Raw genomic sequence first — 16,103 nt, 5'->3', positions numbered from 1 at the left:
CCGCCGGGTCCCCCCCCCCCCCCCCCCCCCCCCCCCCAACCCCCCCCCGCCTCCCCCCCCCCGCCCGGCATGGTGACCCTGCGCCCGGTACCCCGCCGTACCCCGGCCGCGACGAAGGCCGTACCCGGCGAGGAGGAGCAGAGCCCCGACCCCGACCCCGAACCGGCCGGCTCACCAGGCGAAACCGGCGAACCGGGCGTCGCCGCCGCCGACATCGCGGTGATCGGCATGTCCGGCCGCTTCCCCGGCGCCGACGACCTCGACGCCTTCTGGGCGAACCTGGAGGCCGGGCGCAGCGAGATCACCGAGGTGCCGCCGGAGCGCTGGGACGTGGGCCGCTGGTACGACCCGGACCGGTCCGTCACCGACCGCACCGACAGCAAGTGGGCCGCGCTGATCAGCGGGGCGGACGAGTTCGACCCGGGGTTCTTCCGGCTCTCGCCGCTGGAGGCGGAGGCCATGGACCCGCAGCAGCGCCTCTTCCTCCAGGAGGCCTGGAAGGCGCTGGAGGACGCCGGTCACGGCGCCGGCGGCACCGACCGGCCGAGCGAGCGCGGCACCCGCGACTGCGGGGTGTTCGTGGGCTGCGGTGCCGGGGACTACGCGGACCTCCTGGCGGCGGCCGGGCAGGCCGACACCGGACACGCCTTCCTAGGCTCCTCGCCGTCCGTGCTGGCCGCCCGCATCTCCTACTTCCTCGACCTGACCGGCCCCACCCTGGCCGTCGACACCGCCTGCTCGTCCTCCCTCACCGCCGTCCACCTGGCCTGCGAGAGCCTGCGCCGCGGGGAGTGCCGTACGGCTCTCGCGGGCGGCGTCGCCCTGATGCTGACCCCGCGCCTGCACATCCGGTGCAGCAACGCCGGGATGCTGTCGCCGACCGGCACCAGCGCCCCCTTCGACGCGCGGGCCGACGGCATCGTGCTCGGCGAGGGCGTCGGCGTCGTCGTACTGAAACCGCTGGCCCAGGCGTTGGCGGACGGCGACCACATCCACGGTGTCATCAAGGCCACCGGTGTCAACGGCGACGGCCGGACCAACGGCATGACCGCGCCCAGCGCCGCCGCCCAGACCGAACTGCTGCGCCGCGTGCACCGCGCGGCCGGGGTCACCGGCGCGGACATCGGGTACGTCGAGGCCCACGGCACCGGCACCTCGCTCGGCGACCCCATCGAGGTGAAGGCACTCCAGGACGCGTTCCGCACCGACGACACCGACGGCCCCGCCGACACGTCCGCCGCGCCGACCGTGCTCGGTTCGGTGAAGGCCAACATCGGGCACACCACCATGGCCGCCGGCATCGCGGGCCTGCTGAAGGTCCTGCTGGCGCTGCGGCACCGCCAGATCCCGCCCACCCCGCACCACACCGAGACCAACCCCGAGATCGACCTGTCCCGGGGTCCCTTCCGGGTGCTCGGCACCCCCGACACCTGGCACCCCGGCCCCGGCGGCACCCGGATCGCCGCGCTCAGCAGCTTCGGGTTCAGCGGCACCAACGCGCACGCCGTCATCGCCGAGGCACCACCCCGTCGGTCCGGCCCCGCCGAGACCGGCCGGGCCCACCTGATCCCCGTCTCGGCACGCAGCCAGGACGCCCTGACGGGAGCCCTCACCCGGCTCGCCGACGCCCTCGACACCGGGGACGCGCCGGCGCTCGCCGACGTCGCCCACACCCTCGGCACCGGCCGCACCCACTTCCCGCTGCGCACCGCGTTCGTCGTACGGGACCGCGCCGCACTCGTCCGCGCGCTCCGCGCCGCCGCCGCACACCGCGAGGCGCCGTACGCGTACACACCATCGGAGGCCGGCGAGCCGGAACTCCGGCGCCTCGCCGAGACGTATGTGCGCGGCGGGACCGTCGACTGGACGGCCCTCCACCCGGACGGGAGCGCCCGGCGGGTGCCGCTGCCCACCTACCCCTTCGCCCGGGACCGGCACTGGGTGTCCGGCGCCCGGCCGGACACCGGCACACCACGCCCGCTCGAGAGCCCCCGCACACCACGCCCGCCCGAGGACCCCGGCACGCTGACCCAATCACTCGACCCGCGCGACCGGGTCGTGGCCGACCACCGGCTCGCCGGCCGTGCCGTGCTGCCCGGGGTCGCCGGCCTCTCGCTCGCCGTACGCGCCGCCGCCCGGCACGGGATCACGGGAGCCGTCCGCGTCTCCCAGGTGCAGTGGCTGCGCCCGGTCGAGGTGGGGGCCGCCCATGACATCCGGGTCACGACGAAGGAACACCCGGCGGGCGGACTGAGCTTCGAACTGACGGACGGCGACGGTGCGCGGGTGCCGTACACCCGCGGCCGCGTGCAGACGCTGGCAGGGGAGGACGCCCCGCTCCCCGTCGAAGAGGCGCGCGACCGCTGTCCCACCTGGCACCCGGGGGAGGACCTGTACGCCGCCTTCGCCGCCGGGGGCCTCGCCTACGGGCCCGCCTACCAGGCGCTGGAGGGGGTGTGGGCGGGTACCGACGAGGCGCTCGGCGTGCTGCGCGCCCCGGACGCCCCGGTGGGGGAGGAGACCTCCTGGCCGCTCGATCCGGCCGTCCTGGACGCGGCCCTCCAGACGCTCACCGTGCTGGCCCGCGACACCGGCGGCGGCCCTCTCGTGCCGTTCGCGCTGCGGGCGCTGGAGGTGCGGGGCCCGCTGCCGAGGCGCGGGTACGCGCACGCCACCCGGGACGGCGCCGCCTTCGCCGTCCGTGTGACGGACGGCGAGGGGTGCGTGTGCGCGTCCTTCGCGGGGGTGGCGCTACGGCCGCTGCCGGTGGCGGACGGTGAGCGCGACGCGGCGGCCGAGCGACCGGAGACCGTCGTCCTCGTCCCACGGCTGCGGGAGGCCGGCCCCGTGGACCGGGTGACACCGCCGGACGGACGGACGGTCTGGGTGTTCCACACGCCCGCCGCCCGGCCCCTCGCCGCGGCCCTCGCGGGCGCGGGGGAGGCGGTGACGACGGTCGCCCTCCCGGCCACCGACGACACCGCGTCCATCGAGGTGCCCGACGGCGTGCCCGACACGGTCTGCTGGCTCGCCCTGCACGATCCCGCCGACCCCCTGCCCGAGCAGGGCCCGGACCCGGCCACCCTGGGCCTGTTCCGGCTGCTGAAGACGCTGCTCGACCGGGGGGCCGGCAGCCGGCGGCTCACGGTGAAGGTGGCGCTGTCCGGGGCGGTCGCCGACGACGAGCGGGGCCCCGCCCAGCCGCACAGCGCCGGTCTGATCGGCCTGACGCGGTCGGCCGCCGCCGAGTACCCCAAGTGGCGCGCGGGCTGCGTCGATCTGCCGCCGGGAACGTCCTCACCGGCCGAGTCGGCGCACCTGCTGCTGACCGAGCCCTGCGCGGAACCCCTCGTCGTCCTGCGCGACGGCCGCCGACTGGTGCGGCGGCTGGCCCCGCTGCCGGTACCGCGCCCGGCGGACGGCGTGTTCCGTGAGGGCGGCACGTATGTCGTGATCGGCGGTACGGGCGGGATCGGCTCGGCGCTCGCCCGCCATCTGGCCCGGGCCCACCGGGCGCGGCTGGTGCTGGTCGGCCGCCGTCCGCAGGACGACTCCGTGCGGACGCTGCTGGCCGAACTCGACGCGCTGGGCGGGCAGTCCGGGTACGTGCGAGGCGATGTGGCCGATCCGGCCGACGCGCGGCGGATCGTCGCCGAGGCACGGGAGCGGGCGGGCCGTGTCGACGGTGTCTTCCACAGCGCGCTGGTGCTGCGCGACCGCACGCTCGCCGCCATGGACGAGGACACCTTCCTGGACGTCCTGGCGGCCAAGACCGGCGGCCTGGTGGCGCTGGCCGCCGCGCTCGCGGACGAACCGCCCGGCTTCCTGGTCTGCTTCTCCTCGGCGATCTCCTTCGCCGACGCACCGGGACAGGCCAACTACGCGGCGGCCACGACGTTCGAGGACGCCTTCGCCGGACACCTGCGCGAGCGGTCCTTCCCCGCCAGCGCGGTCAACTGGGGCTTCTGGGGCAGCGTCGGCGCCGTCGCACAGGAGGAACGCGTCGAGCGGTTCGCCGAGTCGGGCATCGGCTCACTGGAGCCGGACGAGGGCATCGAGGCGCTCATCCGGGTCCTCGGCGCGGGTCTCGGCCAGGCCGTCGTCGTGAAGGGCACCCGGCGCGGGCTCGCCCTGCTCGGCGCCGAACAGGACGACACTCCGGACCCCTTGGCGCGGGCCACCGCCGGGTTCGCCGAGCTGGAGCAGGTCGCGGCGGCCCTGCTGCGCACGCGGCTGCTCGGCACGGACGGCATCCCCGACACCGTCCTGGCGCGGTGGACCGGCCGGCACCCCGAGGGCAGCGCCGGTGAGCGGCTGCTGCGGGCCGTGGCGGACCTGTTGCGGCGCCCCGTACGCGATGGCGTCTCGGCGGAGGACCTGGTCGCCCGCCATCCGGCCATGCGCCCGCACGTCACCCTGCTGCGGCGCTGTGTCGACGCCCTGCCCGAGGTGCTCGACGGCTCCCGGCCGCCCACGGACGTGCTCTTCCCGGGCGGCTCCGTGGACCTGGTCGAATCCGTCTACCGGGGCCAGCCGCTGTCCGACCACCACCACCGGCTCATGGCGGCGCAGACCGTGGCCGCCCTGAGCCGCCACCAGCCGGCCGACGGCGCCTCCCGTCCGCTGCGGATCCTGGAGATCGGCGCGGGCACGGGCGCGGGTACGGCGTTCGTCCTCGACGCCCTGGACGAGGCCCTGCGCGGCACGGGCGACGCCCCGCCGGTGTCGTACACCTACACGGACGTCTCGGCCGCCTTCCTCGCGCACGGCGAGCGGGAGTTCGGGCCCGGCCGCCCCTATCTGTCCTTCCGGGCCCTCGACATCGAACGCCCGCCCGGGGACCAGGACTTCACCCCGCACGGCTACGACCTGGTCCTCGCCACCAACGTGCTGCACGCCACGGCCGACATCGGGCGGACCCTGGCACATGTGCGGGAACTGGTGGCACCCGGCGGCACCCTGCTGGTCAACGAGGTCACGCGGGCCTCCGACTTCCTCACCCTCACCTTCGGACTGACACCCGGCTGGTGGGCGTTCCGGGACGCGGAGCACAGGCTCCCGCACACCCCACTGCTGGGACCGGACCAATGGCACCGGGCGCTCACCGCGAGCGGCTTCGGGCCGGTCCGGACGCTGGGGGTGCCGGATGTCCCGGCCGAACACCTGGGCCAGTGCGTGTTCGTGGCCGGTACGGCTCCCGAGCCCCGCACACCGGCCACCGCACCCGACGGCACCCGGGTCCGCGCCTATGTGCGCGACATCTTCGCCGAGGTGCTGAAGTTCGACCCGAGCGCCCTCGCGGACGAGGTCACCTTCGAGAACTACGGGGTCGACTCCCTGGTCAGCCTGCGCATCATCAACCGCTTCGAGGAGGACTTCGGGGAACTCCCCGCGACACTGCTCTTCGAAAGGCTGACCATCGCCCGGCTCGCCGACTACTTCACCGAGGAACACGGGCCGGCCGTCGCCGAGTTGCTCGCCCCCGAACCGGCACGCACCGAGCCACCGGTCATCGAGGCACCGCGACCGGACCCTGTGCCGCCCCCGGCACCGGCCGCGTCCTCGGACATCGCCGTGATCGGGGTCAGCGGCCGTTACCCGGGCGCGCCCGACCTGGACACGTTCTGGCGCAACCTCGCCTCCGGCACCGCCTCGTTCACCGAGGTGCCGGCCGAACGCTGGGACTGGCGGCCGACGTTCGACGCCCGGCGCGGCACACCCCAGCACACGTACAGCCGTTGGGGCGCCTTCCTGGACGGCATCGACCGGTTCGACCCCGCCTTCTTCGGCATCCTGGGCCGCGACGCCGCCCACATCGACCCGCAGGAACGGCTGTTCCTGGAGACCGCCTGGAACCTGCTGGAGGAGAACGGCCACCTGGGCCCGGACACCCACGAGCCGGACACCGGTGTCTTCGTCGGGGTCATGTACGGCACCTACGGGCAGCTCGCCGCCACCGGCTGGCCCCAGGGCCGGCTGTCCGGCGCGCACTCGGCGCACTGGTCGGTCGCCAACCGGGTGTCGTACTTCTTCGACTTCCAGGGACCCAGCATCTCCGTGGACAGCGCCTGCTCGTCCTCGCTCACCGCCGTCCACCTGGCCTGCGAGAGCCTGCGGCGCGGTGAGTGCCGTACCGCCGTGGCGGGCGGGGTGAGCCTGATCCTGCACCCGGCCCACCATGTGTCGCTGAGCGCCCTCAACATGCTCTCCGCCGACGGCAGGTGCAAGGTGTTCGACGCCGGCGCCGACGGGTTCGTGCCCGGCGAGGGTGTCGGCGCCGTCCTGCTCAAACCGCTCGACCGCGCCCTCGCCGACGGCGACCGGGTCTGGGCGGTGATCAAGGGCGGTGCCATGAACGCCGGCGGCAAGACCGGCGGGTACACCGTGCCCAACCCCAACGCGCAGGCCGGCCTCGTGCGCCGCGTCCTGGCGGGCTCCGGGGTGCCGCCCGAGACCGTGTCGTACGTCGAGTGCCACGGCACCGGCACCGCGCTCGGCGACCCCATCGAGATCGCGGCGCTCGGCAAGGCGCTCGGCGGAGCCGGCCGGCCGGGCCGCTGCGCGGTGGGCTCGGTCAAGTCCAACATCGGGCACATGGAAGGCGCGGCGGGCATCGCCGGACTGACCAAGCTGCTCCTCCAGTTCCGGCACCGCCGGCTCGCGCCCTGCGCCAACCTCGACCGGCTCAACCCCAAGATCGACTTCGACGCGGCGGCGCTCGAACCGGTCCGGACCCTCACCGACTGGCCCGCCCCGCCCGACGGCGTTCCCCGCCGGGCCGGGGTCAGCTCCTTCGGCGCGGGCGGCGCCAACACCCACCTGGTGGTGGAGGAGTTCACGCAGCCGGACGAGACCGCTCCTGAGGCTCCCGGGCCGCAGGTCTTCCTGCTGTCGGCGCGTTCCGCCGAGCGCCTGCGCGTCTACGCCCGCCACGTGGCCGACCACCTCGCCACCCCGGACGGCGCCGCGACCGCCCTCGCCTCGTTCGCCCGGACCAGCCAGACCGGCCGCCGCCACTTCCCGGAGCGGCTGGCCGTGGTCTGCGCCGACACCGACCGGCTCGCCGTCCTGCTGCGCTCCTACGCCGACACCGGCCGCGCCGAGATCCCCGGCCTCGTCGTCGGCCGGGCCGCCCCCGGCCAGGGCGGCCGGCGGCACGGGCCCGACTCCGCCCTGCTGCGCGACGCCCGTGGCACCGACCCGGCGCCGGCCCTCGCCCGGCTCGGCGGACGCTGGGCCAGCGGTGACGACGTCGACTGGGCCGCGCTGTGGCAGGGACGCGCGGTACCGCGGGTGCCGTATCCGACGTACCCCTTCGACCGGACGCGGCACTGGCTGGAGACGGGGGTGGCGGACCCGACCATGGGAGGTCCCGCCACGCGAGCCCAGGCGGGAGTGCCTCTACTTCCGGCCGGGGCACCTGAGTTGCCGGCCGAGGCACCTGAACTCCCCGCCCCGGCAAGCGGGTCCGGAACCCTGTACCGTCTCGCCTCCGCCCTGGAGCCGCGCCCCCTGGACACCGCCGCGGCGACCGACCCCCCTCGCCGGGTCCTGCTGCTCGGGCCCGACTCGCCCGTGCGCCGCGCGCTGGCCGAGGAGTTCGCCCGCAGGGGCGCCGACTGTCTGCCGGTGAGCGCGGGCGAGCCCGGGGCGGACGGCACCGTGCCGGCCACGCCCGAGGGCCTGCGCCGGTTCGTCGCCGGGCTCGCCGAACGCGACCGGTTGCCCGACGCCCTCGTCCTGGCCGGTCCGCCGGCCGCCGGGCCACCCCGGCCGGACACCGTCGCCGACGACCTCGACACCGGACCCCACCTGCTCCTGTGGACGGCGGCGGCCCTGCTCGCCCGCGACCGGCGGGTACGGCTGCGGACAGCCGTGGCGCACGGATCCGCCGGGCGGCAACCACAGTTCACCGCGACCGCCGCCCTGCTGAAGTCGCTCGCACTGGAGCACAGCGGCTGCACCGCCGTGACCGTCGGCTTCGAGACGTACGAGGGCGCGGCGGGCGACACCGCCACGGCGGCCCAGATCGCGGCAGCCGTCGCCGACGAACTGGAGCGCGCCGACAGCGGTGTGACCGCACTCGTCCACGACCGCGACGGCCGCCGCCACCTCCGCCGGCTGACCGAACACTCCCTGCCGTCCGCGGCACCGGACGCGCCGCTGCCGGTCCGGGCGGGCGGCACCTACCTCGTCACCGGCGGCGCGGGCGCCCTCGGCCGGATCCTCGGCGGGTTCCTCGCCGACGCCGAACCCGTCAACCTGGTGCTCGCCGGGCGCTCACCGCTCGACGAACGGACCGAGCGGCGCACGGCGGAGCTGTGGCGCGGCGGCAGCACCGTCTGGTACCGGCAGACCGACCTCGCCTCGGCGTCGGACGTCACCGGCCTGATCGCCGACATCCGCACCCGCTACGGGACGCTGAACGGCATCGTGCACGCGGCCGGTGTGCACCGCGACGCCCGCGCCGTGCTCAAGACCGCCGCCGAGACCGCCGAGGTGCTCGGCCCCAAGGTGACCGGCACCGTCCTGCTGGACCACGCCACCCGCGACGAGGACCTCGACTTCTACGTCCTGTGCGCCTCCCTGGTGGGGGAGACCGGCAACCTGGGGCAGACCGACTACGCCTACGCCAACGCCTTCCAGCTGGACTTCGCCGAGGGCCGGGAGCACCTGCGCGCACGCGGCGAGCGCTCGGGGCGCACCGTGGCCATCGGCTGGCCCCTCTGGGAGGACGGCGGCATGGACGTCGACGACGCCACCCGCCGGCTGTTCGCCCAGCTCTGGTCGATGGCGCCGCTGCGCACCGACACCGGCCTCGCGGTCTTCCGCGCCGCCCTGACCGGAACCGGCACGCGCTGGCTGCCGGTGGAGCGGGCCACGCCCACGACAGTTCCGGCCGAGCCGCCCACCGGACCCGAAGAGGAGACCCGTACGGACACCACGACCGGCGCCCCGCCCCCCGACACCGACGCCCTGAGCGCGGCGGTACGGCGGCAACTGCGCGTGTTCACCGCGGAGTTCCTGATGGTCGACCCGGACGAGGTCGACACCGCCACCGAACTCATGGACCTCGGCTTCGACTCGATCTCGCTGAGCGAGCTGATCGTCCGCGTCAACGACCACTACGGACTCGAACTGCTGCCGACAGTCCTGTTCGAACACCCCACGCTGGACGACGTGGCCGCCCAGCTGAGCCGGGAGTATCCGGCGGAGGTGGGCGCCGTACACCCGGCGCCCTCGGCACCCCGGGACGCGGCCGGCGCCGTCGAACCGGCGCCCGCCCTCCGGTCATCGTCCGCCCCTGCCCCCGCCCCCGATGCCCTCCCCGCGCCCGATGCCGTCCCCGCCCCCGATCCCGTTCCCGCGCGCCGTCGTCGGGACGTGGCCGTGATCGGTATGGCGGGACGGCTCCCCGGGTCGCCGGACCTGGACACCTTCTGGCGGCATCTGAGCGCCGGTGACGACCTCGTCGGGCCCGTGCCCCCGGACCGCGCCGACCTGCTCGCGGACCCCGCCACGGCGGGCCTGCGCGGCGGATTCCTCGCGGACGTGGCCGACTTCGACGCCGCGTTCTTCCGGATCTCCCCGGCCGAGGCCCGGCTGATGGACCCCCAGCACCGGCTGTTCCTGGAGACAGTCTGGCGCGCCTTCGAGGACGCCGGATACCGGCCGGAGGATCGCGCGGGCACCTCGACCGGTGTGTTCGTGGGCATGGCCACCTCGGACTACGGCGAGCTGATCGCCCGGTCCGGCGCCGACACCGAGGCGCACATGGCGACCGGAGTCGCCCGCTCCCTGGTCGCCAACCGCGTCTCCCACCTGCTCGACCTGCGCGGACCCAGCGAGACCGTCGACACGGCCTGCTCCAGTTCCCTGGTGGCCCTGCACCGCGCGGTCGGCGCCGTGGCCGACGGCGAGTGCGACGAGGCGGTCGCGGGCGGCGTCAGCCTGGCGCTGAGCCCGGGCCTGTTCCGGGTGTTCGACCAGTCCGGCATGCTCAGCCCCACCGGACGCTGCCGCACCTTCGACAAGGACGCCGACGGGTACGTGCGCGGGGAGGGGGTCGGCGCGGTCCTGCTGAAGCCGCTGGAGCGGGCCGAGGCCGACGGCGACCGGATCCTCGCCGTCGTGCGGGGCAGCGCCGTCAACCACTGCGGCCGGTCGCCCTCGCTGACCGCCCCCAACCCGCGCGCCCAGGCCGATGTCGTGGTCCGCGCCCACCGGGTCGCCGGTGTCTCCCCGGCCACCGTCACCTACGTCGAGACGCACGGCACCGGCACCCGGCTCGGCGACCCGATCGAGGCCGAGGGTCTGAAGGACGCCTTCACCCGCCTGTACGGCGACCGGGGCGAACCCGTGCCCGCCGAGCCGCACATCACCCTCGGCTCGGTGAAGACCAACATCGGCCACCTGGAGGCGGCGGCCGGGATCGCCGGGCTGCTCAAGGTGCTGCTGGCCCTGCGGCACCGCACCCTGCCCGCCCATCTGCACCTGCGGGAGGCGAACCCCTACCTCCGGCTGGACGGCACCCCGTTCCGCGTCGGCACCACGACCACCCCGTGGGAGGGCGCCAAGGACGAACACGGGCGTCCCACCTGGCGGGCCGGGATCAGCTCGTTCGGCTTCGGCGGCACCAACGCCCACGTGGTCCTGGAGGCCTGGACACCGCCCGACGAGACATCCCGGCCAGCCGCCCGCGCCCACGCGCTGCCGCGCGCCGAGTTCCGGCCGCGCCGCCACTGGTTCACCGCCCCGACCGCACCCCGGCCAGCGAAGACGGAGCCCCCCGTGCCGCACCCCGACCAGGCAGCCACGACCACGCGCCCGGAGCCGGACCCGACCCCGGCACCCACCACGCGCCCCCGCATCCGGCTGCAACCCCTCGGCACGACCACGCCCGCGACCCCGACCACGTCCGCGCCCACGACCACGTCCGCGCCCACGACCATGACCGCGACCACGGCCCCGCCGGCCGCCACCGCCCAGCCGGCAGCACCCGCTCCCGGCAAGCCCCCAGCGAACGCGGACACCGCGCACCCGGCCAAGGACACCGCGCCCTCCGCGACGGAGATCCGCGCCACCGTTCGCGGCCTGGTCGCCGACGTCCTCGGCCTCTCCGCCGCCGACCTCGCGGACGACACCCCCTTCGCCGACCTCGGCCTCGACTCCATCTTCCGCATGGACGTGGCCCGTGCCCTGAACGACCTGCACGGCCTCGACCTCCAGGGCGCCGAGCTGTACGAGCACGACACCATCGCCGCGCTCGCGGACCACACGCTGACAGCCATCGGGACCGCCGGCACACCCCGGCCGGCACCACGCGAGATCCCGCCGTCGCCCGCTCCGAACGGCCCGGAAGAGCAGGAGACGCCGGCCGGTCGCGACGACGCCCGGGAAGCCCTGCGCCGGCTGCTGGAACAAGTCCTCGGGCGGCCCTTCGAGCCGACCGTCACCTTCGAGGGCAACGGCTTCACCTCCTTCGACATGCTGCGCGGCGTCAGCGCCCTGGAGACCGGCCTCGGCGCCCTGCCCAAGGCCCTGCTCTTCGAGCGGCCCACCCTGGACCAACTCACCGACTCCCTCTGCGAGACACACGGCGAGGAGACCGTCGCCCGAGTGCGGCCACCGGCCCAGCGGCCCACCCCGGACCCCGCTCCCGCCCCCGGACCAGCCACACCGGGGGCCAGGGTGCTCACCCGGACCGAAGCCGCCGCCGACCCCGAACTCGGTCAGCAAATCGACGAGTTGGAGCAGCGGCATGGTAAGGAGAGCGGGCTCGGCGGCCGTGACATCGCCCCGTACCTCTTCGTCGGCGCCGAACGCCGCGGTTTCTTCGCCCTGTCGAAGCAGGACCGGGCCATGCTCGTGTGGAACTACACAGGACCGCAGGACCACTTCGCCGAGCTGGCCGCCGAGTACTTCGAGCACGCCCGGCGCACCGGCCTGCGGCCCAACCTGCTGTCCCTGGTCCGGCTGACGGAGGTGGGCGGGGACCCCGTCACGGCGACCCCCTTCGGCGCGCTCCAACGCATCGAGGATCTCGGCGCGTTCAAGCTGTCCGGTGGCCGGATGAGCCGCCTGCGCTACATGGTCAAGCGGTTCGAGAAGGCCGGTGCCTGCCGCACGGCCGAGTACCGCAGCGGCGCCGACCCGGCCGTGGACGCGGACCTCGCCGCCCTCGTGGACGGCTGGGCGGCGACCAAGCAGATGGTCAACCCGTACGTCCGGCGGGTGCGCGAGGAACTGGCCGCCGGCCGGCTCGACGAGCGCCACCGGCTGTTCCTGACGTACCTGGACGACACCCTGGTGAACGCGGTCGTGATCACCCGGATCCCGTCCGAGAACGGCTACCTGCTCGACGTCGAGTTCTATCCGGACCGGATGCCGCTCGGCGGGCTGGAGTTCGCGCTCGTAGGGATTCTGGAGCGACTGCGCGAGGAGGGCTGCGAGGTCTTCAGCTTCGGCGCCAGTTTCGGCGGTGAGACGGGCACCTCGCCCAACGCGTCCGAGACCGCCGTACGCGCCCTCGCCGAACTCCGCGACGCCGGCATCTTCGGCGGCGGCAACTTCCAGTTCAAGAACAAGTTCCGGCCCGAGAGCCAGGTCCTGTACCTGGTGCAGCCGGAGGGTGAGGCGGCGAGCGAGGTCAGCGACGTCATCCTGATGATCGCCGACCCGGCGACGCCCCGGGCCGCCGTCACCCCCGCGCAGGAAGAGTCCGGGCAGCCCGCTCCCGACCGGGCACCCCGCCTGGCGCGACTGGCCGCGCACGGTCACAATCCCGTCCGGCTGCCGCACCTCGCCGTCGAGCTGGACCTCGTCACGGACTCCTGGGCGGACCGCGCCGACCCCTGGCAGCGGGAGCGGACGCGGGACCTGGCCGAACAGGCCGACGCGGCCGGGCTCACGGGGGAGGAGCCGCCCGCCGTGCCCTGGCTGCCGTTCGCCCACCGGTACTTCGCGGCGTCGGGCCGCACGGCGGAGGAGCGGCTGTGCCGGGCCTGGCCGGGACCGCGCGGCCGGGTCCTGCACGGCTCCGCCTTCCCGACCTGGCTCGGCGCGCTGGCGGAGCACGGCTTCGACCCCTCGCTCGCGCTGCCCGTCGCGGGCCCCAGCGCGGCGGACCTCGACCTCACGGCGCTGGAGGACGCGCTCGAACGGCACGCCGGTGACGTCTCCTTCGTCCTCGTGGAGACTGCCACCAACGCCCACGGCGGTGCCCCGCTGTCCCTGGAGAACCTGCGCGGCGTCGCGGAGCGCACCCGGGCTCGGGATGTGCCCCTGGTGCTGGACGCCACCCGGCTGCTGGACAACGCGCTCCTGGTGGCCGGCGCGGACCCGGGCCGGGACCCGTGGGACGTGGCCCGGGAGATGCTGGGCCTCGCCCACGCGGTGACGTTCAGCCTCTCGAAGGACTTCGGGGTCGACGGCGGCGGGCTGATCGCCACCGGCGACGAACGGCTGGCCGAACGCCTCACCGAGCGGATGCTGGAACGCGGCCGGGAACCAGGACTGTCCGCCCGCCGGCTGCTGTCCGCCGCCCTGCTGGACCAGGACTCCACCCGGCGGCTGGTGGCCGGACGGGTGGCGAACGTGGCCGCGTTCCGGCAGCGCCTGGAACTGGGCGGGGTGCCCCTGGTATCCGGACCCTCCGCGCACTGCGTGCTGTTCGACGTCGACAAGGCCGCCGCCGGCGCCACGCTCCGCCACCCCCTCGCCTCCTACCTGGCGGCGATCTACGCGGCCACCGGCGTGCGCGGCGGCCCCCACCTCACCCCCGGCGCCCGCCTCGTGGACGGCACCGCGCGCCCGCCGCGGCATCTGATCCGGTTCGCCGTACCGCTGGGCATGGACCGCGAGACGCTGGAGCGGGCCGCCGACCGGCTCGCCGCGTTCGTCGCCGACCCGGCGCCGGTGCCGGACCTCACCGAGGTCCCCGGTGCCCCCGGCCCGGCCGCCCTGCGCTCCTACCACCCCACGCACGCGCTGCCCGCCGACATCCGCGAGGCGTTCGAGGAGGCGCCCGCGCCCCCGGTACCGGTGTCCGGGAACCACGACGTGCTCCGGGCGCGGGCCCCCGGGACCCGGCGGCACCTGCTGCCGATGACGGGCGGCGCGGTGGAGGTCTTCGAGTGCGGCAGCGGTCCGGCCGTGCTGATGCTGCCGCCGTTCAACATCGGCGGCGGTGTCTTCGCCGACCAGGTCGCTGGCCTCTCGGACCGCTACCGGACGCTCGTCGTCCACCACCCCGGCGTCGGCGCCACCACCAGCGCGGACGACATCTCGCTGCCCGGCATCGCCGACCTGTACCGCGACGTCCTGGACCGGCTCGGCGTGACCGGCCCGGTGCACGTGGTGGGCACCTCCTTCGGCGGGCTCCTCGCGCAGAGCTTCGTCCTCGCCCACCCCGGCCGCGCCGCGTCGCTGGCGCTGGTGTGCAGCTCGTACCGGTACGCGAACCGGGTGGGCGAGGTGAACCGCCTGGAGGACCTGGTCGCAGAGGACCTGGACCGGATCGTCGCGGCCGGCGCCGAGGACGTGGCGCGGCACCGGGCGGAGTACACGGCACGGCTGCTGCGCTGCGAGAGCATGGCCCCGCACATCGGGCTGCGCTACCTGGACGTCTTCGCCCAGCAGCCCGACCTGCTGGGGCGGCTCGGCGACATCGCCGTACCCACCCTGATCGTGGCCGGCGGTGTGGACGCCGTCGTCCCCCGCAAGACCTCGCACCTGATGCACGGCGCCATCCCCGACGCCCGCTACCACGAACTGCCGCTGGCGGGGCACTTCCCGACCGTCACCGATCCCGACGGGGTGACGGCCGCCCTGGGCGCCTTCCTCGCCGACGTCGGGGAGGCGCGATGACCGGATACGGCATCGAGGCCCTGGACGTGTACGCGGGCAGCGCCGCCGTCAGCGCCCGCGCGGTGTTCGACGGACGCGGCCTCGACCCGCGCCGCTTCGACAACGTCGCCTCCGACCGGCGCTCGGTGGCGCTGCCCTTCGAGGACCCGGTCACGCACGCCGTCAACGCCGCCCGGCCCCTGCTGGAGCGGCTGGCGCCGGCCGACCGCGACCGCGTCGAACTCCTCGTCACCACCAGCGAGTCCGGCATCGACTACAGCAAGTCCATCGCCTCCTACGTGCACGAACACCTCGGCCTGCCGCCCACCTGCCGGCTGCTGGAGATGAAACAGGCCTGCTACGCGGCGACCGGCGCGCTGCAACTCGCCGTCGGCTACCTGGCCGCCGGACTCTCGCCCGGCGCGAAGGTGCTGATCGTCTCCACCGACATGTCCCTCGCCGACGAACGCGCCCAGTACGCCGAACCGGTCACCGGCACCGGAGCCGTGGCGCTGCTCGTCGGGGACCGGCCCCGGGTCCTCACCGCCGACCTGGGCGCGTTCGGCGTACACAGTTTCGAGACCCTGGACTCCGCCCGGCCCGGCCCCGACCTCGACATCGCGGACGCCGACCGGTCGCTCATGGCCTACCTGGAGTGCTTCTCGCGCAGCTTCGCGGACTACCGCTCCCGCGTGGAAGGCGCCGACTTCGCCACCACCTTCGACCTGCTGGCCCTGCACACCCCGTTCTCCGGCATGGTCAGGGCCGCCCACCGCAGGCTCCTGCGCGAGCTGTACCGCAGCCCCGCCGACGCCGTGGCCGAGGACTTCCAGCGCCGGGTCGCGCCCTCCCTGATCCACCCCGGCCAGACCGGCAACCTGTTCTCCGGCTCGCTCTACCTGGCCCTGGCCAGCGCGCTCGACTACACGCCGCTGGACGGGCCCGCCCGGATCGGGCTGTTCTCCTACGGCTCCGGCTGCTCCTCGGAGTTCTTCAGCGGCGTCGTCGGCCCCGAGTCGGCCGCCGCCGTCGCCGAGGCACGCATCGGACCCCGGCTGCGGGCCCGCGCCGACCTCGACTTCGCCGAGTACACCGGACTGCTCGCGGAGAACATCGCCTGCCTGCGCCCGGTCCGGCACCGCGACATCGACCCCGGCCGCTACGACGCCCTGCTGCGCCGGGCCGTGGACCGCCCCAAGCTGCTCGCCCTGACCGGCGTGCGCGACCACCACCGCCAGTACGCGTGGATCTGACGA

The 16,103-nt window shown here is 75.1% G+C and carries 2 protein-coding genes; both read left to right on the top strand.

Translation table 11 applies throughout. The features are described 5' to 3' along the window. The first annotated feature begins 69 nt into the window (after window positions 1-69). Entirely contained in the window at window positions 70-14,868 is a 14,799-nt protein-coding gene (locus NX794_RS30085) for an SDR family NAD(P)-dependent oxidoreductase (RefSeq protein ID WP_258782555.1), read from the top strand. After that, complete coding sequence (locus NX794_RS30080) at window positions 14,865-16,100, top strand: hydroxymethylglutaryl-CoA synthase family protein (protein WP_258782553.1); 1,236 nt, start codon at window positions 14,865-14,867, stop codon at window positions 16,098-16,100. The genes NX794_RS30085 and NX794_RS30080 overlap by 4 nt, the downstream gene beginning before the upstream one ends. Window positions 16,101-16,103 lie beyond the last annotated feature (3 nt).

The organism is Streptomyces pyxinicus, assembly GCF_024753135.1.
Classification (GTDB): domain Bacteria; phylum Actinomycetota; class Actinomycetes; order Streptomycetales; family Streptomycetaceae; genus Streptomyces; species Streptomyces pyxinicus.
The sequence above is the reverse complement of the archived record's forward strand: the minus strand, read 5'-3'. Positions and strand labels throughout refer to the sequence as shown.